This window comes from Nitratireductor soli, assembly GCF_001050155.1.
Lineage (GTDB): Bacteria > Pseudomonadota > Alphaproteobacteria > Rhizobiales > Rhizobiaceae > Nitratireductor > Nitratireductor soli.
Genome location: NZ_LFVY01000003.1, coordinates 101,144 through 120,972, shown reverse-complemented (window position 1 = coordinate 120,972; position 19,829 = coordinate 101,144). Strand labels below are relative to the sequence as shown.

Annotated in this window: 23 protein-coding genes and 2 riboswitches; of the genes, 13 read left to right on the top strand and 10 right to left on the bottom strand. The window is 65.1% G+C overall.

From position 1 onward, the window contains the following. Window positions 1-2: 2 nt before the first annotated feature. Together cobW and AB843_RS04630 are read right to left on the bottom strand one after the other, a co-directional pair. Window positions 3-1,040, bottom strand: coding sequence for a cobalamin biosynthesis protein CobW (gene cobW / locus AB843_RS04635; protein ID WP_048645629.1), 1,038 nt, complete (start codon window positions 1,038-1,040; stop codon window positions 3-5). Beyond that, complete coding sequence (locus AB843_RS04630) at window positions 1,037-1,528, bottom strand: DUF1636 family protein (RefSeq protein ID WP_082143647.1); 492 nt, start codon at window positions 1,526-1,528, stop codon at window positions 1,037-1,039. Before AB843_RS04630 ends, cobW begins: the two co-directional genes overlap by 4 nt. A 39-nt stretch (window positions 1,529-1,567) precedes the next feature. Next, window positions 1,568-1,775, bottom strand: a riboswitch (cobalamin riboswitch). Between the two features lie 62 nt (window positions 1,776-1,837). Beyond that, a riboswitch (cobalamin riboswitch) is annotated at window positions 1,838-2,037 on the top strand. 33 nt (window positions 2,038-2,070) lie between these two features. On the opposite strand from AB843_RS04630, the gene AB843_RS04625 reads away from it, so the two are divergent. From AB843_RS04625 to cobO, 4 genes are read left to right on the top strand one after another with little or no spacing between them, the layout of a single operon-like run. Further along, a complete protein-coding gene (locus AB843_RS04625) occupies window positions 2,071-2,250 on the top strand; it encodes a CbtB domain-containing protein (RefSeq protein ID WP_048645628.1) in 180 nt (59 codons plus the stop codon). A 15-nt stretch (window positions 2,251-2,265) separates the two neighbouring features. Further along, entirely contained in the window at window positions 2,266-3,024 is a 759-nt protein-coding gene (locus AB843_RS04620) for a CbtA family protein (RefSeq protein ID WP_048645627.1), read from the top strand. Between the two features lie 22 nt (window positions 3,025-3,046). After that, entirely contained in the window at window positions 3,047-3,562 is a 516-nt protein-coding gene (gene cobU / locus AB843_RS04615; RefSeq protein WP_048645816.1) for a bifunctional adenosylcobinamide kinase/adenosylcobinamide-phosphate guanylyltransferase, read from the top strand. Window positions 3,563-3,581: 19 nt separating this feature from the next. Further along, window positions 3,582-4,196, top strand: a complete 615-nt coding sequence (gene cobO, locus AB843_RS04610; protein WP_048645626.1) for a cob(I)yrinic acid a,c-diamide adenosyltransferase — start codon at window positions 3,582-3,584, stop codon at window positions 4,194-4,196. Window positions 4,197-4,224: 28 nt separating this feature from the next. On the opposite strand, the gene cbiB is transcribed toward cobO, so the two are convergent. Further along, window positions 4,225-5,190 (bottom strand): adenosylcobinamide-phosphate synthase CbiB, encoded by a 966-nt coding sequence (gene cbiB / locus AB843_RS04605; protein ID WP_048645625.1) that lies wholly within the window; start codon window positions 5,188-5,190, stop codon window positions 4,225-4,227. Between cbiB and cobD the strand changes: the two genes are divergently transcribed. Further along, complete coding sequence (gene cobD, locus AB843_RS04600; RefSeq protein ID WP_048645624.1) at window positions 5,183-6,241, top strand: threonine-phosphate decarboxylase CobD; 1,059 nt, start codon at window positions 5,183-5,185, stop codon at window positions 6,239-6,241. The two genes, cbiB and cobD, sit on opposite strands and share 8 nt — an antisense overlap. After that, window positions 6,241-6,747: a tyrosine phosphatase family protein gene (locus tag AB843_RS04595; RefSeq protein WP_048645623.1), complete on the top strand. Its 507-nt coding sequence runs from the start codon at window positions 6,241-6,243 to the stop codon at window positions 6,745-6,747. Before cobD ends, AB843_RS04595 begins: the two co-directional genes overlap by 1 nt. Before the next feature lie 35 nt (window positions 6,748-6,782). Here AB843_RS04595 and nhaC read toward each other — a convergent pair whose 3' ends face one another. Continuing rightward, complete coding sequence (gene nhaC / locus AB843_RS04590) at window positions 6,783-8,294, bottom strand: Na+/H+ antiporter NhaC (protein ID WP_048645622.1); 1,512 nt, start codon at window positions 8,292-8,294, stop codon at window positions 6,783-6,785. A gap of 250 nt (window positions 8,295-8,544) precedes the next feature. Then, window positions 8,545-9,555 (bottom strand): LLM class flavin-dependent oxidoreductase, encoded by a 1,011-nt coding sequence (locus tag AB843_RS04585; protein WP_048645621.1) that lies wholly within the window; start codon window positions 9,553-9,555, stop codon window positions 8,545-8,547. A gap of 131 nt (window positions 9,556-9,686) precedes the next feature. On the opposite strand from AB843_RS04585, the gene AB843_RS04580 reads away from it, so the two are divergent. Continuing rightward, window positions 9,687-10,418, top strand: a complete 732-nt coding sequence (locus AB843_RS04580) for a GntR family transcriptional regulator (protein ID WP_048645620.1) — start codon at window positions 9,687-9,689, stop codon at window positions 10,416-10,418. Between the two features lie 10 nt (window positions 10,419-10,428). Here the strand turns inward: AB843_RS04580 and purU are convergent, their stop codons facing one another. Then, window positions 10,429-11,283, bottom strand: a complete 855-nt coding sequence (purU, locus tag AB843_RS04575) for a formyltetrahydrofolate deformylase (RefSeq protein WP_048645619.1) — start codon at window positions 11,281-11,283, stop codon at window positions 10,429-10,431. Window positions 11,284-11,499: 216 nt separating this feature from the next. Here purU and AB843_RS04570 point away from each other — a divergent pair, with 216 nt between their 5' ends. Next, entirely contained in the window at window positions 11,500-11,724 is a 225-nt protein-coding gene (locus AB843_RS04570; protein ID WP_048645618.1) for a DUF4287 domain-containing protein, read from the top strand. Here AB843_RS04570 and AB843_RS04565 read toward each other — a convergent pair. From AB843_RS04565 to AB843_RS04550, 4 genes are read right to left on the bottom strand one after another with little or no spacing between them, the layout of a single operon-like run. Continuing rightward, on the bottom strand, window positions 11,714-12,352 hold the full coding sequence (locus tag AB843_RS04565) for a CDP-alcohol phosphatidyltransferase family protein (protein ID WP_048645617.1): 639 nt from the start codon (window positions 12,350-12,352) through the stop codon (window positions 11,714-11,716). The two genes, AB843_RS04570 and AB843_RS04565, sit on opposite strands and share 11 nt — an antisense overlap. A gap of 2 nt (window positions 12,353-12,354) precedes the next feature. Further along, window positions 12,355-12,735 carry a hypothetical protein gene (locus AB843_RS04560; RefSeq protein WP_244467893.1) on the bottom strand — a complete coding sequence of 127 codons (381 nt, stop codon included), beginning with the start codon at window positions 12,733-12,735 and terminating at the stop codon, window positions 12,355-12,357. Continuing rightward, the gene (locus AB843_RS04555) at window positions 12,732-13,682 is read right to left on the bottom strand and encodes a phosphatidate cytidylyltransferase (RefSeq protein ID WP_048645616.1); all 951 of its coding nucleotides are present in this window, start codon (window positions 13,680-13,682) and stop codon (window positions 12,732-12,734) included. Before AB843_RS04555 ends, AB843_RS04560 begins: the two co-directional genes overlap by 4 nt. Next, window positions 13,679-14,320, bottom strand: a complete 642-nt coding sequence (locus AB843_RS04550; protein ID WP_048645615.1) for a lysophospholipid acyltransferase family protein — start codon at window positions 14,318-14,320, stop codon at window positions 13,679-13,681. Before AB843_RS04550 ends, AB843_RS04555 begins: the two co-directional genes overlap by 4 nt. Before the next feature lie 211 nt (window positions 14,321-14,531). Here AB843_RS04550 and ugpB point away from each other — a divergent pair, with 211 nt between their 5' ends. The 5 genes from ugpB (at window position 14,532) to AB843_RS04525 (ending at window position 19,768) form a co-directional block, all read left to right on the top strand. Beyond that, window positions 14,532-15,854 (top strand): sn-glycerol-3-phosphate ABC transporter substrate-binding protein UgpB, encoded by a 1,323-nt coding sequence (gene ugpB, locus AB843_RS04545; RefSeq protein ID WP_048645614.1) that lies wholly within the window; start codon window positions 14,532-14,534, stop codon window positions 15,852-15,854. 61 nt (window positions 15,855-15,915) lie between these two features. Next, window positions 15,916-16,797 (top strand): sn-glycerol-3-phosphate ABC transporter permease UgpA, encoded by an 882-nt coding sequence (ugpA, locus tag AB843_RS04540; RefSeq protein ID WP_048645613.1) that lies wholly within the window; start codon window positions 15,916-15,918, stop codon window positions 16,795-16,797. Between the two features lie 12 nt (window positions 16,798-16,809). Beyond that, complete coding sequence (ugpE, locus tag AB843_RS04535) at window positions 16,810-17,646, top strand: sn-glycerol-3-phosphate ABC transporter permease UgpE (RefSeq protein WP_048645612.1); 837 nt, start codon at window positions 16,810-16,812, stop codon at window positions 17,644-17,646. A gap of 16 nt (window positions 17,647-17,662) precedes the next feature. Then, entirely contained in the window at window positions 17,663-18,739 is a 1,077-nt protein-coding gene (locus AB843_RS04530; protein WP_048645611.1) for a sn-glycerol-3-phosphate import ATP-binding protein UgpC, read from the top strand. Between the two features lie 162 nt (window positions 18,740-18,901). Then, complete coding sequence (locus AB843_RS04525) at window positions 18,902-19,768, top strand: GNAT family N-acetyltransferase (protein WP_048645610.1); 867 nt, start codon at window positions 18,902-18,904, stop codon at window positions 19,766-19,768. The last annotated feature ends 61 nt before the right edge of the window (window positions 19,769-19,829 follow it).

Sequence of the window (19,829 nt, the reverse complement as noted above, 5' to 3'; positions counted from 1 at the left end):
GATCAGGCCGAAAGGAGGGTCTCGATGCGCGACCGGTCGATGCCCTTCAGGCCGATCACCACCAGACGCGTTTCCGGCAGCTCGCCGGCTTTCCACGGGCGGTCGTAATAGTGCGAGACACGCGGCCCGACCGCCTGCACCTGCAGGCGCATCGGCTTGCCTTTCACATGGGCGAACCCCTTGAGGCGCAGCACCTCGCCGGTGTCGACCGCCGCCGTCACCCGGCGTTGCAGATCGTCGGGATGCAGCACCGCCGGCAGATCGACGACGAAGGTGTCGAAGTCGTCGTGCTCGTGATCGTCGGCGCCGTCATGATGGGATTTGCGGTTCTCGATGTCGTCTTCGACTGCCAGGCCAAGACCGAGCAGCAGCGCCGGATCGACCTTGCCATGGGCGGAAGGCACAATGGTGACGTTGCGCGCCAGATGCGCCTCAATGCGGGCGCGGGCGCGCGCGGCGGCGGCGGGGTCGAGCAGGTCGCTCTTCGACAGGATGATGAGGTCGGCGCAGGCCACCTGATCCTCGAAGACCTCCTCGATCGGATCGTCATGGTCGAGCGAATCGTCAGCCGCGCGCTGTGCGTCGAGCGCGTCCATGTCGAAGGCCACCCGGCCTTCGGCCAGCGCCGGTCCGTCGACCACGGCGATGACGCCGTCGACGGTGACGCGGTTCCTGATCGCCGGCCACTGGAAGGCCTGCACCAGCGGCTTGGGCAGCGCCAGGCCGGACGTCTCGATCAGGATGTGATCGACCTTCGGCTCGCGCGCCAGGATCTGGTCGAGCGCGGGGACGAAATCGTCGGCCACGGTGCAGCAGATGCAGCCATTGGCGAGTTCCAGGACGTTCTCTTCCGGGCAGTTGTCGACGCCGCAGCCCTTGAGAATTTCGCCATCAATGCCGGCGTCACCAAACTCGTTGACGATGATGGCCAGCCGCTTGCCATGGCTGTGCTCGAGCACATTGCGGATGAGGGTGGTTTTGCCGGCGCCGAGAAAGCCGGTGACGACGGTGCAGGGAACGCGATCGAGGGAGGCGGTCATGGCAGATCCTTCAGGCTATCGAATGTGGGGATGCGGGCGATGAGGCCCTGCTTGAGGCTTTCCGGCCGGGCGCGGAAGGGCATGAAGCCATCCACTGAGCCGGCAAACAGTTCGGCCCCGGCGATCAGGTCGGCGCCGCTGTCGACATCGAGCCCGCCGAACACATAGCTCCAGGCGCCGGGCTTCAGCATGGCGGCGCTCAAGCCGCGCTTGCAATTGCCCAGGCACGCGATGTGCTTGACGATGACGCTGCTTGCTTCCGCCGCGCGCGCTGCATCGGCGGCAAGCAGCGAGCCGGGGCGTGGCGCCGCGCCGGCTTCACCGGAAGCGGTGGTGGCTGGCGTGTCGGGATGCCGGCACGAGCTGCAAACGACGACAGTTACAGCGCCGGCCACAGCAACGGTTGCGGCGCTTTCGGCATCCGGCTCGCCGGTCGGTTCTCCACAATCGGGCAGGGGATCGCGCGCAATGGCGCTGTCGATGGTCACTGTGCACGCTCCTTGCCCGGGACACCCGCCAGGCGGTCAGGATTTCTGTTTTCGACGGCAGGTTTCCTGACTCGCGGATCAGCGTTTTTTCCTGCCTTCCCAAAGCCGAAGCTTCAGTGGCGTCGTCGGAAAAAACTCTCCGCTTACAGTTGCGGGGACAGTTGCGGCATTGGGTGAAGACACCCGCACCGCATTCCCTCTTAGCCTCCTCCGTTGCGGGAGGAGGACCGTCATTGGCGCATTTACGGCTCGCCGAACCCTCCTGTCAATGCGCGCAACAAACCGTTTGCGGCGGGCGGCGTTTTCGTTATGCTCCGACCTGTCATCGGTGCCGCGAAAGCGAACCCGAAGGGAATGCGGTGCGGCGCGCAAGCGCCAATGCCGCGGCTGCCCCCGCAACTGTAGGCGGAGAGTTTTTTCCGACGACGCCACTGAAGCTTCGGCTTTGGGAAGGCAGGAAAAAGCATCGACCCGCAAGCCAGGAAACCTGCCGGTGACGGAAACGGACACCAAACCCTCGGGTGGAGGGGAAAGGATTTGTGATGACGCCTGCTTCTACCACGCACAGCGTGGACGCTTCCACGCAATCGCGCGCTCTGCAACTCGCCCTGGCGGGCCTGCTCGGCTTGTTCATCATCGGCTTCATGGGCTTCTCCCATATCGAAGCGGTGCACAATGCCGGTCACGATTATCGCCATTCGATGGCGTTTCCCTGCCACTAAAGCGAGTACGAGATCATGAACATCTTTCGCAACGTCGTGTTCACCGCGGCGCTGGCGGGCCTGTTGGCAGGCATCGTCATGACGGTGCTGCAGGCCGGCTACACCGTTCCGCTCATTCTCCAGGCGGAGACCTTCGAGGGCGCCGAGGCGCCGCACAGCCATGCAGCAACATCCGGTGAGGTCGGGGAAGCCGCTGTCGACGACCACGCAGCCGCCGGCCACAGCCATGGCGGGGAAGCCTGGGCGCCGGCGGACGGGTTTGAGCGCCTTGCCTACACCGCGCTGGCCAATATCGTTACCGGCATCGGTTTCGCCCTGTTGCTGGTCGCCGCGTCGGAACTCGCCGGCGGCATCGCCAATTGGCGCCAGGGCCTGATCTGGGGTTTCGCCGGCTTCGCCGTCTTCACCCTGGCGCCGGGTCTTGGCCTGCCGCCGGAACTGCCGGCCATGCCGGCCGCCGAATTGATCGCCCGCCAGGTCTGGTGGATCGGCACTGTCGCGGCGACGGCCGGCGGCCTGGCGCTGATCGCCTTCCGCGCGACGCCACTGTGGGCGCTGATCGGCGTCGTGCTGATCGCCGCACCGCACATCATCGGCGCGCCGCAGCCGGTCAGCCATGACACGCCGGTGCCGGCCGACCTGCACCGACGCTTCGTCGTTGCGGTGACGATCACCAATCTGGTGTTCTGGCTGGCGTTGGGCGTTGCCGTGGCGCTGCTGCGCACGCGTTTCGCGGCGGGACTCTCGGCAAAACCGCAGCGCCGTCTTGCCTGACCCCGCTTGGCCTGACCCCGCCCTGCCTGACATTAGGCGTCTGACCCTGGTGCTCGGCGGCGCGCGCTCGGGCAAGAGCGCGCATGCGGAGGGTCTTGTCGCCGCGTATCCCGCGCCGTGGGCCTACATCGCCACGGCGCAGGCTTTCGACGACGAGATGCGCGCCCGCATCGGCGAACATCGGGCCAGGCGCGCTCAGGGTTGGCATACGGTGGAAGCACCGCTGGACCTGGCCGGGGCACTCGTCACGGTGCCGGGCGAGCAGCCGTTGCTGCTTGATTGCCTGACGCTGTGGCTCAGCAACCTGATGCTTGCCGGGCGGGACGTCGAGGGAGAAAGCGCCGGCCTGGCCCGCCTGCTTGCCGCCCGGCGTGGGCCGAGCGTCGTCGTCTCCAACGAAGTCGGCTTCGGCATCGTGCCCGACAATGCGCTGGCGCGCCGCTTTCGCGATGCGGCGGGCCGGCTGAACCAGCAGATCGCGGCAGTGGCCGATGAGGTCATCCTCATGGTCGCCGGCCTGCCCATGAAAGTGAAATGACCCGTGAAGGTGACTTGAAATGCGCGAGATCGACGACAGGCAAGCCGAGCGGCACAAGGCCAAGATGGCCAAGCGCAAGGCGGTGCAGGATGCGGAAGTCGGCGAGAAGACCGTCGAGAAGGGCCTGTTGATCGTCAATACGGGACCGGGCAAGGGCAAGACGACCGCTGCTTTCGGCCTGGCGCTGCGCATGCTGGGCCACGGACGGCGCGTCGGCGTCGTGCAGTTCATCAAGGGCGCCTGGCACAGCGGCGAGAAGGATGCCTTCGCCGCCTTCGGCGACCGCGTCTCATGGCACACGATGGGCGAGGGCTTCACCTGGGAAACGCAGGATCTCCAGCGCGACATCGCGGCTGCCGAACGCGCCTGGGCGAAGGCCGAGGAGTTGATGGCCGATCCGTCGATCGGCCTTGTCGTGCTCGATGAGCTGAACATCGCCTTGCGCTACGACTATCTCGATCTCGAAAGCGTGGTGGCGGCGTTGAAGGCGCGGCGCGACGATCTGCACGTCGCCGTCACCGGGCGCAACGCCAAGCCGGCGCTGGTCGAGGCCGCCGACCTGGTCACCGAGATGGGCCAGGTCAAGCACCACTTCGCCGCCGGCGTGAAGGCGCAGAAGGGCGTGGAGTTTTAGGCGTGGCTCGAACCGCCGCACGGGGTGATCAGCCATGCAGGAAAATCAGCAGCGCAGCGATCGCCAGCAGGCCGACGAGCAGCGCGTCCGCCACCCAGTAGAGCTTCAGCGCCCGGCGGATGTCGCCGGCGTCGGCCTCGCGCCGTCCGCCTTCGCCCATGATCGCGTCGGCGACCTCGACACCGCCATAGCGGCGCGGGCCGGCCAGCGCCAGGCCGAGCGCGCCGGCCATGGCCGCTTCCGGCCAGCCGGCATTGGGCGAACGATGGCGCCGGGCGTCGCGCCGCACGGCCCGCCAGGCATTGCCCGCCGAGGCGCCGGGCACCAGCAACGCGGCGGCGGTGAACAGCAACGCCGTCAACCGCGAGGCGGGCAGGTTGACCAGATCGTCGAAACGCGCCGCCGCCCAGCCGAAATCCTCATGACGCGCCGTGCGGTGGCCGATCATGCTGTCGGCGGTGTTGGCCGCCTTGTAGAGCGCGCCGCCCGGCAGGCCGAGAATGGCCAGCCAGACGATCGGCGCCACCACGCCGTCGGAGGCGTTTTCCGCCAGGCTCTCGATCGCCGCGCGCGCCACGCCGGCCTCGTCGAGGCTTTCGGGATCGCGCCCGACGATCTGCGACACCGCTCGCCGACCGGCTGGCAGGCCGCTTTCCAATCCGGCGGCGACCGCCTCGACATGGGTGGCGAGACTGCGCTGCGCCACCAGCGTGCTGCCGGCAAGGGCAGCCACCAGCAAGCCGATCCAGCCGGACAGGCTTTGCTGCAGGATGAGTGCCGCGCCGCCGGCCACGAGAAGTACGACGATGAGGCAGAGAACGCCGGAAAGACGGCGCGCGCCTGGCGACAGGGTTTCGCGGTTGCAACGTGCGTCGAGGAAGGCGATCAGCCTGCCGATCCAGGTGACCGGATGGCCGATCGCGTGATACAGACGCTGCGGATAGCCCGCCGCCAGCTCGACCAGGACTGAAGAAAGGGCAATCAGGATGGACATCAGGCCTCAACTGTCTGACGCGGCGAAAGCGGTGACCGACCATGGCGGCAGCCTTGTCAGGGCGGCGGCGTTGTTTCCCGATGCGCCGACGCCATGGCTCGACCTGTCCACGGGCATCAACCCGCACCCCTATCCGTTTTCGCCGTTGCCCGCCACCGCCTATACGCGCCTTCCCGAGGGGACGCGCCTGGCCGAGCTGACGGCGCTCGCCGCGCGGGTCTATGGCGCTCCCGACGGCGCGCATGTCGCTGCCGCCCCTGGCACGCAGATTCTCCTGCCGCTGGTCGCATCGTTGCTCGCGGCGGGGCCCGCCATGGTGCTCGCTCCGACCTATGCGGAGCACGCTCGCGCGGCCACGCTGGCCGGCCACGCGGTCGAGGAGGTGGAGGATTTCGAGCGCCTGTTCGCCGCGCGGCTGGCGATCGTGGTCAATCCGAACAACCCTGACGGTCGGGTGGTTTTCCGCGACCGGCTGCTTGAATTGGCTGCGCATCTGGGTGGCAAGGGTGGTTTGCTGGTCGTCGACGAAGCCTTCATGGATGTCGGGCCGCGCGCTGAAAGCGTTGCCGGCGACGTGGCGGCGGGTGGTCTCGTCGTGCTGCGCTCCTTCGGCAAGTTTTTCGGTCTGGCCGGCGTGCGCCTTGGCTTTGCCATTGCTGCGCCCGCGACGGCCGCGCGCCTTGCCGGCTGGCTGGGGCCGTGGGCCGTTGCCGGCCCGGCGCTGGACATCGGCCTGGCGGCGCTGGCCGACGATGCATGGCAGGAGACGATGCGAAGGCGGCTTGCGGCGGATGCTGCTCGGCTGGACAAAGCGCTGGCCGCGCACGGGCTTGCCGTGGCTGGCGGCACGGATCTGTTCCGCTTCCTGCGCGCGCCCGCCGCCGCCGGCCTGTTCGAAACGTTCGGCCGGCATGGCATCCTCGTGCGCCGCTTTGCCGGTCGGCCCGATTGCCTGCGTCTCGGCTTGCCCGGCGACGAGGCCGGCCATGCCCGGCTCGAAATGGCGCTGCAGGCCTGGCAGGGGGCCGGCGGCAAGGCGAGGATTGGCTAGTGCTTTACATATGCCCGATGTCGCAGCTCGAACGAACGTTCAAGGCGACAGGTGCCAGCCATCTGGTTTCCCTCACCTCGAGCGAGGAGCCGCCGCCGTGCGTGGACGGGCTGGCGGCGGAGAACCGGCTGCATCTGGCCATGCATGACATCAATGAGCAGCGGGCCGGCCTGGTGGCGCCGGCAGGCGAACATGTGGAAGCCCTCCTGGCTTTTGCCCGCGCGTGGGATTGCCGCACGCCGATGGTGGTGCATTGCCACGCGGGGATCAGCCGCTCGACCGCCGCCGCCTACGTGATTGCCGCCGCCCTGGCGCGCGAAACGGACGAGTTCGAGTTGGCGCGCATGTTGCGGGCACGGGCGCCGTTTGCCACGCCCAATCGCCGTATCGTGGCGCTTGGTGATGCGCTGCTCAGGCGCGAAGGGCGCATGATGCAGGCGATCCAGAGAATCGGCAGGGGCGCCGACGCGTTCGAGGGCAAGCCCTTTCACCTGCCCGTGCGGTGAACAGGCCCCGTTGGGGGCCTGTTCGGGCATTGGAGCTATTCAGCAGGTGCGGGACGTGGCGCTGCCGGCGTCTCCCAGCCATGATCGCTCAGGTCGGCGATGGCTTCGCCGCTGTCGTGCCAACCCTGCATCTCCGCCTCAGTGGCGCGCGGCGAGAAAAGGCCGGTATGGGCATAGACCAGTCCGATCAGCGGCGAGAGCCAGCAGGCGAAGGCCAGCGGGATGTAGAGCAGGTTCTCCATGTGACCACTGGAAACGCCAAGCGCCAATGCACTGATGACGAAGGCGCCGCCGGCATTCCACGGAATGAGTGGCGAGATGAGCGTTCCGCCCTCCTCGACAGCGCGCGACAGGTTGAGCGTCGAATAGCCCATGCCGCGATAGACCGGAGCATACATCCGGCCCGGCAGTGCGATCGACAGATAGGGGTCGCCGGCGACGAGATTGGTCGCCATCGACGTGCCGATTGCCGCCGTCTGGATGCCGGCGAAGCTCTTCACCCGCTTCATGATGGCCCGGATGATCGTTTCCAGGCAGCCGGTTTTCTCCAGCGCGCCGCCGAAACCAAGGGCGATCAGCACCAGCGAAATGGTCCACATCATCGATTGGATGCCACCGCGATTGAGCAGTGAATCGATCTCCTGGACACCGGTATCGATCTTGTAGCCGCTATTGGCATAGGTGAAGACCTCATGCAGGCCGACGCCCTGCGCAAGCATGGCCGTTAACCCGCCTGCCAGAACGCCGGCGAACAGGGACGGAATTGGCGGCATGCGCTTGACCGCCAGCGCGATCACCAGGATGGCCGGCAGAAGCAGCCAGGGCGAAATCAGGAAATTTTCCTGAAGCGCGGTGGTGATGGTGCTGATCTTCTCGAAAGATGCTCCATCGGCCTTGATCAGCGAATAGCCGGCGAAGAGATAGATGACGAAGGCGATCAGCATGGAGGGTATGGTGGTCGGCATCATGTTCTTGATGTGCGAGAACACATCGACCCCGGTGACCGCCGGCGCCAGATTGGTGGTGTCGGAAAGCGGCGAGACCTTGTCGCCGAAGAAGGCGCCGGACACCACCGCGCCGGCGGTCCAGTAGACCGGAATGCCGAAGCCGGCGCCGATGCCCATCAGCGCCAGACCGACCGTGCCGACCGTACCCCAGGACGTTCCGAGCGACAGCGAGACGACGGCGCACAACAGCATCGCCGCGGCCAGGAATATCTGCGGCGAAAGGACCGTCAGCCCATAGTAGATGAGCGTCGGGACGGTTCCGCTGGCGATCCACACGCCGATGATCATGCCGACGGTTATCAGCACGGACACGGAAGGCAGCGATACGTGGATGACGTGGAACACGCCTTTTTCTATCGCGTGCCAGTCAAACCCCAGCTTGATGCCGACAAGGCCGGTGATGGCCAGGCCGATGGCCAATGGCACGTGGGGCGTGAAATCGTTGAAGTAGAAAAGCTGCAGACCGAGAACCACAAGCGTCAACGCCACAGGCGTCAGCGCCAGCAGTAAGCTGGGCAATTCCTTTGTCGAGGGCGACATTCTCTCTCTCCCATTCCCGTGTTGTGAAAGGTGCGATTGGTCGCATTCTTGGTTCCTTTCACGATAACAGGATCGGGAGGCGTTTTGGTCTTTTGTTCCATTATTTGAGGTCGATCAAACTAAATACAGGTAGTTTTTTGGATTATTTATGGAAGTATATCGTTGTTGTGTAGAACATTTATGATTTCCCATCGGGCCGGCTCGTTCTCCGGATGAAATTCCGGCGGCGATATCCTGCTCCGATATCCACTTACTCGGCGGCCTGTCGGCCGAACTCCGAAGCGCCGAGAACTTTGGCTGCGATGTGGAACGATTTGAGCCGTGCCTGATGGTCGTGGATCTGCCCGGTGAGGATCACCTCGTCCGGCCGGTAGCGCCCGATCAGGGCGCCAAGTTGCCCGGCCACGGTTTGCCGGCTGCCGGCGGCCGTGCAGGCAAGCGCCTGCGCGACGCTTGCGGCAATGCCCGGGTCGAAGCTCTGTTCGACGTTCTCCATCGGACGGGGCAACGGACCCGGACGGCCCGTGCGCAGATTGGCGAACGCTTGCTGCATGGATGATTTGAGGAGCAGGCCCTCTTCGTCCGTGTCGGCGGCAAACACGTTCAGCGCCATCATGAAATGCGGCTTTTCGAGGTATTCCGAGGCGCGGAAGGTCTGGCGATAGATGTCGATCGCCTGATCGAGCGCGGCGGGCGCGAAATGCGAGGCGAAGGCGTAGGGCAGGCCGAGATGGGCGGCGAGCTGCGCGCCATAGAGGCTCGAACCGAGAATCCACACCGGCACATGGGTGCCGATGCCGGGCACGGCGCGGACCTTCTGGCCGGGTTGTTCGTCGCCGAGATAGGTCATCAGTTCCACCACGTCGCGGGGAAAGCCGTCGCCCTCCTCGAGGCCGCGGCGCAGCGCCCGGGCGGTTGCCATGTCCGTGCCGGGCGCGCGGCCCAGCCCCAGATCGATGCGGTCGGGATAAAGCGTCGCCAGCGTGCCGAACTGCTCGGCAATGATCAGCGGCGCGTGGTTGGGCAGCATCACGCCGCCGGCGCCGACACGGATCGTTTTCGTCGCCGCGGCCACCTGGCCGATCAGCACCGAAGTCGCCGCGCTGGCGATGCCGGTCATGTTGTGGTGCTCGGCGAGCCAATAGCGACGGTAGCCCCATTCTTCCGCGTGCCGGGCAAGGTCGAGCGTGTTGCGCAACGCGTCGGCGACGGTCGCTCCTTCGGGAACGGGGGCGAGATCGAGGACCGAATAGGGGATCATGGGGAGGCTCCGTGGCATTGGCGCTTTCCGTCATATGGGTGTGCTGCCGGTTGATCCAAGAGGCGTTGTTCAAGCCGCCGCTCGAGAGGGGTCGATTGCCTTGCCGGAATGGGCTGGTATACCGTCGCGGTATGTCCAAGTCGCCCGCCACCGCCCCTCATCTACACCGGACCGGTCAAAACGATCGCGAGCAGCCGCTCGGCGCCCGCGCGTTGACGCTGATCAGGGGCGATATCCTCGCCCTGCGGCTGGCGCCGGGCGAAGCAACCAGCGAGCGCTTGCTGGAAGCCGCCTATGGCGTTTCACGCACGCCGATCCGCCAGGCGCTGGCCGAGCTCATTCGCGAGGGGCTGGTGGTGCGCGCCGAGCGCGGCTATGCCATCGCTCCGTTCGATCTCAGGCAGCTCGAGGAAATTTTCGAGTACCGCGAAGTCGTCGAGACGGCGGCGATCCGCATGGCCTGCGGCCGTGCCACACCAGCCGAACTTGACGCCTTGCAGGAAGCGGTCGACCGCAGCCTGGGCGATTCCACGCCGGAGAGCTGGTTCGCCGCCGGTCTCGATGTTCATGTCTGGCTGGCGGAGTTGTCGCACAACCGGTTCTTGCGCGACGCGGTGCAGGATTGCGTCAATCGCACCATTCGCGCCCGCTGGCTGGTCGCCAGCTCGCCGCCGGCGCGCGCCGCCGCCCATCGCGAGCACAATGCGATGATCGCACTCGTCCGGCAGGGCGACGCGGAGGCAGCGGCCGAGGCCGTGCGCCGGCACACGCGCGATGTGCGGACCCAGGTGATGCAGGCGCTGGAGGCGTCGCGCCGGCTGTTTGGCGCGCGCGGTTTCGTTTCGGGCGATTCCGCCGCTTGACGCGTCGGGTTTAGCCGAACACCACTGTCTTATGGCCGTTCAGCATGACGCGGTTTTCCAGGTGCAGCTTGACCGCACGGGCCAGCACGCGGCTTTCGATGTCGCGGCCGGCGGCGACGAAATCCTCGGCGCTCAGCGCATGGGTGACGCGCTCGGTTTCCTGCTCGATGATCGGCCCCTCGTCGAGGTCCGGCGTGACGTAATGCGCGGTGGCGCCGATCAGCTTCACCCCGCGCTCATGCGCCTGGTGATAGGGTTTGGCGCCCTTGAAGCTGGGCAGGAACGAGTGATGAATGTTGATGATCTTGCCGAACAGCCGGTTGGACAGGTCGTTCGACAGGACCTGCATGTAGCGGGCCAGGATCAGCAGATCGGCACCGGTCTCGTTGAACAGGGCGAGCAGTTTCGCCTCCTGTTCGGCCTTGTTCTCCCTGTTCACCTTCCAATGGTGATAGGGGATGTTTTCCATTTCCGCCGTGCGGCGCGAATCGTCATGGTTGGAGACGATGGCCACCACCTCCGCGTCGAGCCAGCCGACGCGGATCTGATAAAGCAGATGCAGCAGCGCGTGATCGAATTTCGACACCATGATGACGATTTTCGGCCGCCGCGTGCGGTCGGCGAGCGCCGTCTTCATGTCGAAGCGGGCAATCGCCGGCTCGAGCGCGCGCAGCAGGCTGTCGCGGCCAAGCGTCTCCGGCGCGCTGATCGACAGGCGCATGAAGAAGCGGTTGGTCTGCCGGTCCCAGAATTGGTTGGATTCGGCGATGTTGGCGCCCAGCCCGGCAAGCTCGGTCGTCACGGCGGCGACGATGCCGGGACGGTCGGCGCAGGAAAGATTGATGTCGAACGTCTTCTCGGTCATGGCGTGGCCTGGCTAACAGCGTCGGTGGATGGGCGTGTGATGGACGGGTGAGCGATCTATACGCCATCGAGCCAGGATTGAAACCGGCATAGTGTCTCATCGTCGCCGGCCATTCAGGCGCAGGGCAAGCGCAAAATCGTCAGCCTCTGTCGGATGTTGTGCTGCTCGATCGTCCATGGATAGAAGAGACGATCATCAAGACAGGAGAGTGCCGAAATGCCCGACGACAAGGTGAAGGGCCCCGTTTCGTATTTCCCGTCCATCGAGAAGACCTACGGCGAGCCGATCAGTCATTGGCTGGCGATCCTCGATGGAATGAAGAACAAGAAGCATATGGAGATGGTATCCGTGCTCAAGGCGGAGCATGGATTGGGGCACGGGCACGCCAGCGCTCTGGTCGCCCATCATCGCGCAAGGCATGCGGGACGCCTTAACGCCTGAGCGCTGCCACAAGCCGCGCCGACCGCCGCAGGGCGGTGAATGCCGCGCCGATGGCGACGGCCCACAGCGCTGCCGTCAGTATCTCGCCGCGGCCATCCCATAATGGCTCGAACAGGGACAGCACTGCGGCGGCGGTGACCGCCGCCATGCGGTGCGGCTTGGCCATGGGCCCGGAGAAATCGGCCGGCTGGCCGGCGGCGCGGCCCAGCTCGCGCACATAGGCTGTCAGGATGGCGAACGCTGAGGCGGCGAAGCCGAGCGCCGGCCGGCCGACGCCATAGCCGAGGCCGACCAGGATCAGCACGTCGGCGATGCGGTCGGGAAATTCGTTCCAGAATGCGCCATCGGGCGAGCCCTTGCCCGCCTCGACCGCCACCATGCCGTCCAGCAAGTTGCACAGGAGGCGAAGCTGGACGAACACGCCGCCGAGGACGAGGAGGATCGGCCGCGCGATGCCTTCGGCGCCGCCCGCCTGCCAGAAGGCGAGGCCGGCGAGCGCGGCGAACACCATGCTGGCCATGGAAACCTGGTTTGGCGTGATCGATGTGGCGGCGAGCCGGCGTGTCAGGGTTCGTGCCCAACCGGTGTCGCGGCTGGCCAGCGGGCGGCGGTTCTCGGTCTCACTCATGCTCAGGCGCTCCAAAGCGTGTAGGTGTAGAGGGTGGCATAGAAGGTGGCGACCGTCAGAGGCACGGCAATCGTTGCCAGGATTTCCGGTGTGCCCGCCAGGCTGTGGATGGAATACAGAAGCGTGAGCGAGGTGAGGCCGGCAAAGAGCGGCGGTAGAACAAGCCCCGAAACTCCTGCGAAACGCGTCACCAGATTCTCGATGAAACGCTTCAGGAAAAGCGTGATGAAGGCGGACAGCGTGCCCTGGACGAGGCCCGCCAGCAACGGGCCCGGCAGCGGATGCGCGCGGTTGGCGAACACCGCCCAGGAACCCATGGCCAGGAAGGCGACGGCCATGTGGGTGGCGCTGCTTTTCGCCAGGCGGGCGAAGGTGCCGCTCACGTGGTCGACCACCAGTAGCGGACGATGTGGAAGAAGATCGGCGCGGAGAAGATCACCGAATCCAGCCGGTCGATGAAGCCGCCATGGCCGGCGATGAGATGGCCCCAATCCTTGACGCCGCGATCACGCTTGATGGCCGACATGACGAGGCCGCCGAAGAAACCCATCAGGACGATGACCAGCGACAGCGCGCCCGCCTGAACGGGCGTGAACGGTGTCATCCAGGACAGGGCGGCGCCGAGCAGCGTGGCGCTCGCCGCGCCGCCGATGAAGCCCTCGACGGTTTTCGACGGCGACAGGTCGGGGGCGATCTTCGTGCGGCCCAAGAGCTTGCCCCAGACATATTGCAACACGTCGCTCGACTGCACGACGACGACCAGGAAGGCGATCAGGAGCAGGTTGCGGCCCTCATAGCCGGGGATCTGCAGGGTGAGGAGAGCCGGCACGTGGGAGACGCAGAAGACGCAGATCATCAGCGCCCATTGCACCTCGGAGATGCGGACCAGAAACTGGTCGGTGTCGCCGCGCAGCGCCGCGGCGATGGGCAGAAGCAGGAAGGCGTAGACGGGGATGAAGATCGAATACATCCCGTACCAGTCTATGAAGATCAGATAGTACTGGAACGGCAGGATGAGGAAGAAGGCCGAAGCGAGCGCCCAGTGATCGCCACGCCGTGTGTCGGTGAGCGTGACGAACTCGCGCAGCGCGGCGAAGGAGGCGAAGCCGAACAGAAGCACGATGCCGATGCGGCCGAACAGCAGCGCCAGGCCCATCAGGACGATCATCACCCACCAGGCCTTGACCCGGTCGTTGAGGTTTTCGACAACGGCGTTGGAACCATCTGGCGACAGGCGGCGCTGGAGAACATAGCCGGCTATCGATGCCGCCACGAGAATGGCGGCGAGCCCGGCCAGAAGCTTGATCAGATCGAGATGCGCTGCGGTCATCGGCCGTTGCTCTGCGTGTCGGGGGAAAGGGCAAGAAGCGCCTGTTCGGCGCGGGCGATAAAGGCATCTTTTGCTTCATCACTGCCTACATGAAGCGGCGCGCCGAAGGTGACGGTGCAGATGAGCGGCACGGGGACGAACTCGCCCTTCGGCATGACGCGATTGAGATTGTCGATCCATACCGGCACCAGGTCGACCGCCGGTCGCGCCTTAGCCAGATGGTAGAGGCCGCTCTTGAACGGCAGCAGGCGGGTGCCGGTTTCGTTGCGCGTGCCCTCGGGAAAGACGATCAGCGAAGCGCCGCCATCGAGCGCCTCGGTCATCTGGGCAACGGGATCGTCCGTGCGGCTGTCGCGGTTGCGGTCGATCAGCACGGCGTTGAAGACATCGCGGCCGATGAAGCGGCGGATCGGCGATTTCAACCAGTAATCGGCGCCGGCGACCGGGCGGGTCCGGCGGCGCATGCGCACCGGCAGAACGGTCCATAACAGGATGAAATCGCCATGGCTGACGTGATTGGCGAAATAGACGCGCTGGCGCGGCACGGGCTCTATGCCTTGCCAGACCGCGCGCACGGCAGTGATGAAACGGGCGAACAGAATGATTGCCGCCGCCGCAATGCCCGCCACGAAATCCATCGTTCCCCCGTCGATTCGTCCGAAACTGTTATGCCATGCGATGTATAGGCCGGGGCGGCCGGAAACGCCAACCGGTCGGCGGCATGAAATTTCCAATGGGGAAAAAAGATGGACAATGCATTCTGTTGATGGTGTCATCGGGGCGTTACACAAGCCGACCAATAGAGACCGGACTTCAACCCGGCGATTCAGGATAGTAGGGAGAACAACAATGAATTTTCGCGCAATGATTTCCGCGGCGGCAGTGCTGACGGCGGTGGTGCCCGCCATGGTCGGCACCGCGGCGGCGCAGACCGAGATCCAGGTCTGGCACGCGTTTTCCGGCCGTCTCGGCGAACTGATCGACAAGCAGATCAGTGATTTCAATGCCAGCCAGGGCGACTACAAGGTCGTCGGCACCAACAAGGGCAACTACTCCGAGGCGCTGAATGCCGGCATCGCCGCCTTCCGCGCCGGCGAGCAGCCGCACGTCCTGCAGGTGTTCGAGGTCGGCACGGCGACGATGATGGCCGCCAAGGGCGCCATCAAGCCGGTCCATGAAGTGATGGCCGAGGCCAACGAGCCGTTCGACCCGAGCGCCTATCTGGCGTCTGTTGCCGGCTACTACACGACGGCCGAGGGCCAGATGCTGTCGCTGCCCTACAATTCGTCGACGCCGGTCCTCTACATCAACAAGGACGCGCTAGAGGCGGCCGGGCTCGACCCGGAGACCAAGCCGACCACCTGGCCGGAAGTCGAGGAAATCCTCATCAAGCTGAAGGAGGGCGGCTCGGCTTGCCCGCTCACGACTGCCTGGCAATCGTGGGTCCACGTGGAAACGCTCGGCGCCTATCATGACGTGCCGTTCTCGACCAAGGCAAACGGCTTCGAAGGCGTCGACACGGAGCTCGTCTTCAATGGCGACCTGCAGGCCAAGCACATCGGCAAGATGGCCGAATGGGCGAAGAACGGTCTGTTCAGCTATTCGGGCCGCCGCAACGAGGGCGGCGCGCGTTTCCGTTCCGGCGAGTGCGCCCTGTTCACCGAATCGTCAGCCGGCTATGCCGGGGTGAAGGCGGAAGCCGATTTCCCGTTCTCCGTGACCAACCTGCCTTACTGGCCGGACGTTGAAGGCGCCCCGCTGAACACGATCATCGGCGGCGCTTCGCTGTGGGTGATGTCGGGCCATGAATCGGACGAATATGCCGGCGTGGCGAAGTTCCTGACCTATCTGTCAAGCGCGGAAGTGCAGGCGCAGTGGCACCAGGATACGGGCTACCTGCCGATCACCACGGCGGCCTACGACCTGACCAAGGAACAGGGCTTCTACAACGAGAACCCTGGCACCGACATTGCCATCCTGCAGATGACGGGCAAGGCGCCGACCGCCAACTCGAAAGGCATCCGGCTCGGCAATTTCGACCAGGTCCGCACCGTCATCGACGAGGAGCTGGAAGCGGTCTGGCAGGGCCAGAAGGACGCCAAGACGGCGCTCGACGAAGCGGTGTCGCGCGGCAACGAGCTGCTGCGCCGTTTCGAACAGTCGGCACGCTGACGGACAGGGCTTGCGGCCGGCGGGGCAACCTGCCGGCCGCGCGCCGGTTCCTCCTTCCGCCATGGAAAAACGCGTAACCTTCGACAACCGGCTGCTGCCGTACCTGCTGCTGACGCCGCAGTTGGCTGTGACCATCGTCTTCTTTTTCTGGCCGGCCGGTCAGGCGCTCTACCAGTCGCTGCTTCTGCCCGACCCGTTCGGTCTCAGCGCGCGTTTCGTCTGGTTCTCCAATTTCGAGTATCTGTTCAACGACCGCTATTACCTGCAGTCGTTCGCCACGACCGCCGTCTTCACCGGTTTCGTCACGCTGACATCCATGTCGGTGGCGCTGCTGCTCGCCGTCCTGGCCGATCAGGTGATCAAGGGCGCAGGGGCCTACAAGACCTTGCTGATCTGGCCCTATGCGGTGGCGCCGGCGGTGGCCGGCGTGATGTGGCTGTTCATGTTCCAGCCGTCGATCGGCGTCCTGGCCTTCTACATGAAGGCGATGGGCTTCAACTGGAACCCGGTTCTGAACGGGTCCCATGCGATGACGCTGGTCATCGCCGCGGCGGCATGGAAGCAGATCAGCTACAATTTCCTGTTCTTCCTCGCCGGCCTGCAGGCGATCCCCAAGAGCCTGATCGAGGCGGCGGCGATCGACGGCGCCGGCAAATGGCACCGTTTCCGCACCATCATCTTTCCGCTCCTGTCGCCGACCACTTTCTTCCTGCTCGTCGTCAACATCGTCTACGCCTTCTTCGAAACCTTCGGCATCATCCACACCATGACCGCCGGCGGCCCCGGCCAGTCGACCACCATCCTGGTCTACAAGGTGTTCTCCGACGGCTTCGTCGGCCAGGATCTTGGTTCATCCGCGGCGCAGTCGGTGATCCTGATGGTCGTCGTCGGCGTGCTCACCGTCATCCAGTTCCGCTACATCGAGCGGCGCGTGCATTATTGAGGGGCGGGCAGGATGGTTGAAAAACGCGGTTTCGGAACGTTCCTGGTGCACGCGGTGCTGATCGTCGGCATCGCCATTGTCTGCTTTCCGATCTACCTGACCTTCGTCGGCTCGACGCTGACGCATTTCGAGATCATTCGGCCGCCGATGCCGCTTCTGCCGGGGCCGCACCTGATCGACAACTATACCCAGGCGTTGACCCAGGGCATCACGGCGCCGGTGGGGCGGATGCTCTTCAACTCCTTCGTCATGGCGATGGGCATCGCCGTCGGCAAGATCGCCATCTCGATCCTGTCGGCCTATGCCATCGTCTATTTTCGCTTTCCGTTCCGCATGCTGGCGTTCTGGGCGATCTTCATGACGCTGATGCTGCCGGTCGAGGTGCGCATCGTGCCGACATATCAGGTCGCCGCCTCGCTCGGCCTGCTCAATTCGTATACCGGGCTGATCCTGCCACTGATCGCTTCGGCGACGGCGACCTTCCTGTTCCGCCAGTTCTTCATGACGGTGCCGGACGAACTGGTCGAGGCGGCGCGCGTCGACGGGGCGGGGCCACTGCGCTTCTTCAAGGATATCCTGCTGCCCCTGTCGGTGACCAACATCGCGGCGCTGTTCGTCATCCTGTTCATCTATGGATGGAACCAGTTCCTGTGGCCGCTGCTGATCACCACCAAGCCGGAAATGAATACAATTGTCATGGGACTGAAACAGATGATGCCTACTGCGGACGACTACGGCAACTGGCCCGTGACCATGGCCGCCGCGATGCTGGCTGTCCTGCCGCCCGTGGCGGTTGTGCTGTTCATGCAACGCCTGTTCGTCAAGGGCCTCGTCGAGACAGAGAAATAGAAGGACCGAAATCGGCATGGCGACGATTTCCATCAAGGACATCACCAAATCCTACGGCAAGACCGAGGTCATCCACGGCGTCAGCCTCGACGTGGCCGATGGCGAGTTCATCGTCATCGTCGGTCCGTCCGGCTGCGGGAAGTCGACGCTGCTGCGCATGGTGGCCGGCCTGGAGCGGATCACCGGCGGGACGATCGACATTGGCGGCCGTGTGGTCAATGAGCTGGAGCCGCGCGAGCGCGACATCGCCATGGTTTTCCAGAACTATGCGCTCTATCCGCATATGAGCGTGTTCGACAACATGGCCTATGGGCTGAAGATCGCCGGCCAGTCGAAAGCCGAGATCAAGCAGCGCGTCGACAAGGCGGCTGCCATGCTGCAGATCGAACCCTATCTGGAGCGCAAGCCCCGCGCGCTCTCGGGCGGCCAACGCCAACGCGTCGCCATGGGCCGGGCGCTGGTGCGCCAGCCCGCCGTCTTCCTGTTCGACGAGCCGCTGTCCAACCTCGACGCCAAGCTGCGCGTGCAGATGCGCCTCGAGATCAAGCAGATGCAGCGCGCCGTCGGTACCACAGCGCTCTACGTCACGCATGACCAGGTGGAGGCGATGACGCTGGCCGACCGGCTGGTGGTGATGAATGGCGGCGTGGCCGAGCAGATCGACACGCCGATGGCTGTCTATGAGCGGCCGGCGACACGCTTCGTTGCCGGCTTCATCGGCTCGCCGGCGATGAACATCCTGCAGGGATCGGTCACGGACAAGCATTTCGCGCTGGAGGGCGGCGGTACCCTGGCGCTCGAAGATGCCGGGTACGCCGAGAAAGGTCGGCCGATCCTGTTCGGCGTCAGGCCGGAACATCTGCGCCTCGTGCCGGCGGCAGACGCCGTTCTCAACCTCGGCGTGACGGCGATCGAGACGCTGGGCGCCGACACGCTGGCGCATGGCAAGCTTGCCGGGGCCAATGGTGTGGGCGGCGAACTCGTCGCCCGGCTTCCCGGCAGCGCCCGATTGAGCGTCGGCGACACACTGCCGCTCGCCATCGAACCGGGCATGACGCATCTGTTCGACGCGGAGAGCGGCCGGCGGCTTTGAGGAAGCGCAGGAAGGCTGGCGCATGCCAGACCGCTTCAGTGTTTCATGGAAACGCTGAATCGGTCTATCTCATTGTTTTTCCGCATTTATGCGGACGTCAGCTGTTCCTCCTGACTGCAAAAATGCTCTGGAGGCGCGCAATGTCCAATACCGGATCCCGCCATGCCGTCGCCTGACCTCGACTTCCGCTTCGGTTTCGCCGCCTCACCCGAAGGGGGCGCCGAGATAGCCCGCCTGATACAGGATATGTTCGCGGTTGACGTAACGCCGCTAGACAGGCTTGGCCATGACCCGAGCGTCGTTTCCTTCGGCTGGTGGCGCGACGTGGAGCTGATCGCCAATGTCAGCCTGTACCAACGGGAGTTGTGGCTCCAGGGCGACAGGGTGGAGGCCTTTGGCGTGCAGTCCGTCGCGGTGCGACCGGCATGGCGCGGGCGGGGTCTTTTCCACGACCTGATGGCAAGGGCGCTTGCCTACGCCGACGCGCGCGCCAGTCTGGTGGTCCTGACAACCGGGACCCCCGATCTCTATACGCCGTTTGGTTTCCGCCAGGTCCGCGAAACCGTCTTCTCCGGCCCGCTCGCACCGGGTCGAGCGCTGGCGAACCATCGCCGCCTGTCGCTTGCCTCGGACCGCGATGTCGCGCTTGCACGCGACCTGTTCGCGCGCAGGACACCGGTATCGCGCGTGTGCTCGGCTTGCGATCATCCGGCGCTGTTCTTCCTGAAGGCGGTGGAGGATCCGGACATCGCGCTCATGCATCTGCCGGATTTCGATGCGTTGGCGGCGGTCCGGGCCATAGGCGAGCCAACGTTGACCTTGCTCGATGTCGTCGCGCCTGCAATCCCGCCGCTCGAAGGGATCGCGGCGGCGCTGGGAGGCGGCTTCGCCTCAGCTCGCGTGTTCATCACGCCGGACCGGCTGGCATGGAACCCGGCGCAAACCACTTCCGAAGACACAGGCTATATGGTGCGCGGGCCATACTTGCCGGAGGGACACGCATTCATGCTGTCGCCCATGAAGGTCTGACGACGGATGTCCCGCTTAAGTTCCATAATATATGTTATGCGCGTTTCAACGCATCCGGAAT

What these genes read in the sequence shown, in the direction of transcription:
- AB843_RS04570 (WP_048645618.1), top strand. Translation starts at nt 11,500, where the DNA reads ATGCCCGACGACAAGGTGAAGGGCCCCGTTTCGTATTTCCCGTCCATC.
- AB843_RS04555 (WP_048645616.1), bottom strand. Translation starts at nt 13,682, where the DNA reads ATGACCGCAGCGCATCTCGATCTGATCAAGCTTCTGGCCGGGCTCGCC.
- AB843_RS04525 (WP_048645610.1), top strand. Translation starts at nt 18,902, where the DNA reads ATGCCGTCGCCTGACCTCGACTTCCGCTTCGGTTTCGCCGCCTCACCC.
- ugpB (WP_048645614.1), top strand. Translation starts at nt 14,532, where the DNA reads ATGAATTTTCGCGCAATGATTTCCGCGGCGGCAGTGCTGACGGCGGTG.
- AB843_RS04530 (WP_048645611.1), top strand. Translation starts at nt 17,663, where the DNA reads ATGGCGACGATTTCCATCAAGGACATCACCAAATCCTACGGCAAGACC.
- AB843_RS04550 (WP_048645615.1), bottom strand. Translation starts at nt 14,320, where the DNA reads ATGGATTTCGTGGCGGGCATTGCGGCGGCGGCAATCATTCTGTTCGCC.
- cobW (WP_048645629.1), bottom strand. Translation starts at nt 1,040, where the DNA reads ATGACCGCCTCCCTCGATCGCGTTCCCTGCACCGTCGTCACCGGCTTT.
- nhaC (WP_048645622.1), bottom strand. Translation starts at nt 8,294, where the DNA reads ATGTCGCCCTCGACAAAGGAATTGCCCAGCTTACTGCTGGCGCTGACG.
- purU (WP_048645619.1), bottom strand. Translation starts at nt 11,283, where the DNA reads ATGACCGAGAAGACGTTCGACATCAATCTTTCCTGCGCCGACCGTCCC.
- ugpA (WP_048645613.1), top strand. Translation starts at nt 15,916, where the DNA reads ATGGAAAAACGCGTAACCTTCGACAACCGGCTGCTGCCGTACCTGCTG.
- ugpE (WP_048645612.1), top strand. Translation starts at nt 16,810, where the DNA reads ATGGTTGAAAAACGCGGTTTCGGAACGTTCCTGGTGCACGCGGTGCTG.
- AB843_RS04585 (WP_048645621.1), bottom strand. Translation starts at nt 9,555, where the DNA reads ATGATCCCCTATTCGGTCCTCGATCTCGCCCCCGTTCCCGAAGGAGCG.
- AB843_RS04580 (WP_048645620.1), top strand. Translation starts at nt 9,687, where the DNA reads ATGTCCAAGTCGCCCGCCACCGCCCCTCATCTACACCGGACCGGTCAA.
- cbiB (WP_048645625.1), bottom strand. Translation starts at nt 5,190, where the DNA reads ATGTCCATCCTGATTGCCCTTTCTTCAGTCCTGGTCGAGCTGGCGGCG.
- cobO (WP_048645626.1), top strand. Translation starts at nt 3,582, where the DNA reads ATGCGCGAGATCGACGACAGGCAAGCCGAGCGGCACAAGGCCAAGATG.
- cobD (WP_048645624.1), top strand. Translation starts at nt 5,183, where the DNA reads ATGGACATCAGGCCTCAACTGTCTGACGCGGCGAAAGCGGTGACCGAC.
- AB843_RS04565 (WP_048645617.1), bottom strand. Translation starts at nt 12,352, where the DNA reads ATGAGTGAGACCGAGAACCGCCGCCCGCTGGCCAGCCGCGACACCGGT.
- AB843_RS04625 (WP_048645628.1), top strand. Translation starts at nt 2,071, where the DNA reads ATGACGCCTGCTTCTACCACGCACAGCGTGGACGCTTCCACGCAATCG.
- AB843_RS04620 (WP_048645627.1), top strand. Translation starts at nt 2,266, where the DNA reads ATGAACATCTTTCGCAACGTCGTGTTCACCGCGGCGCTGGCGGGCCTG.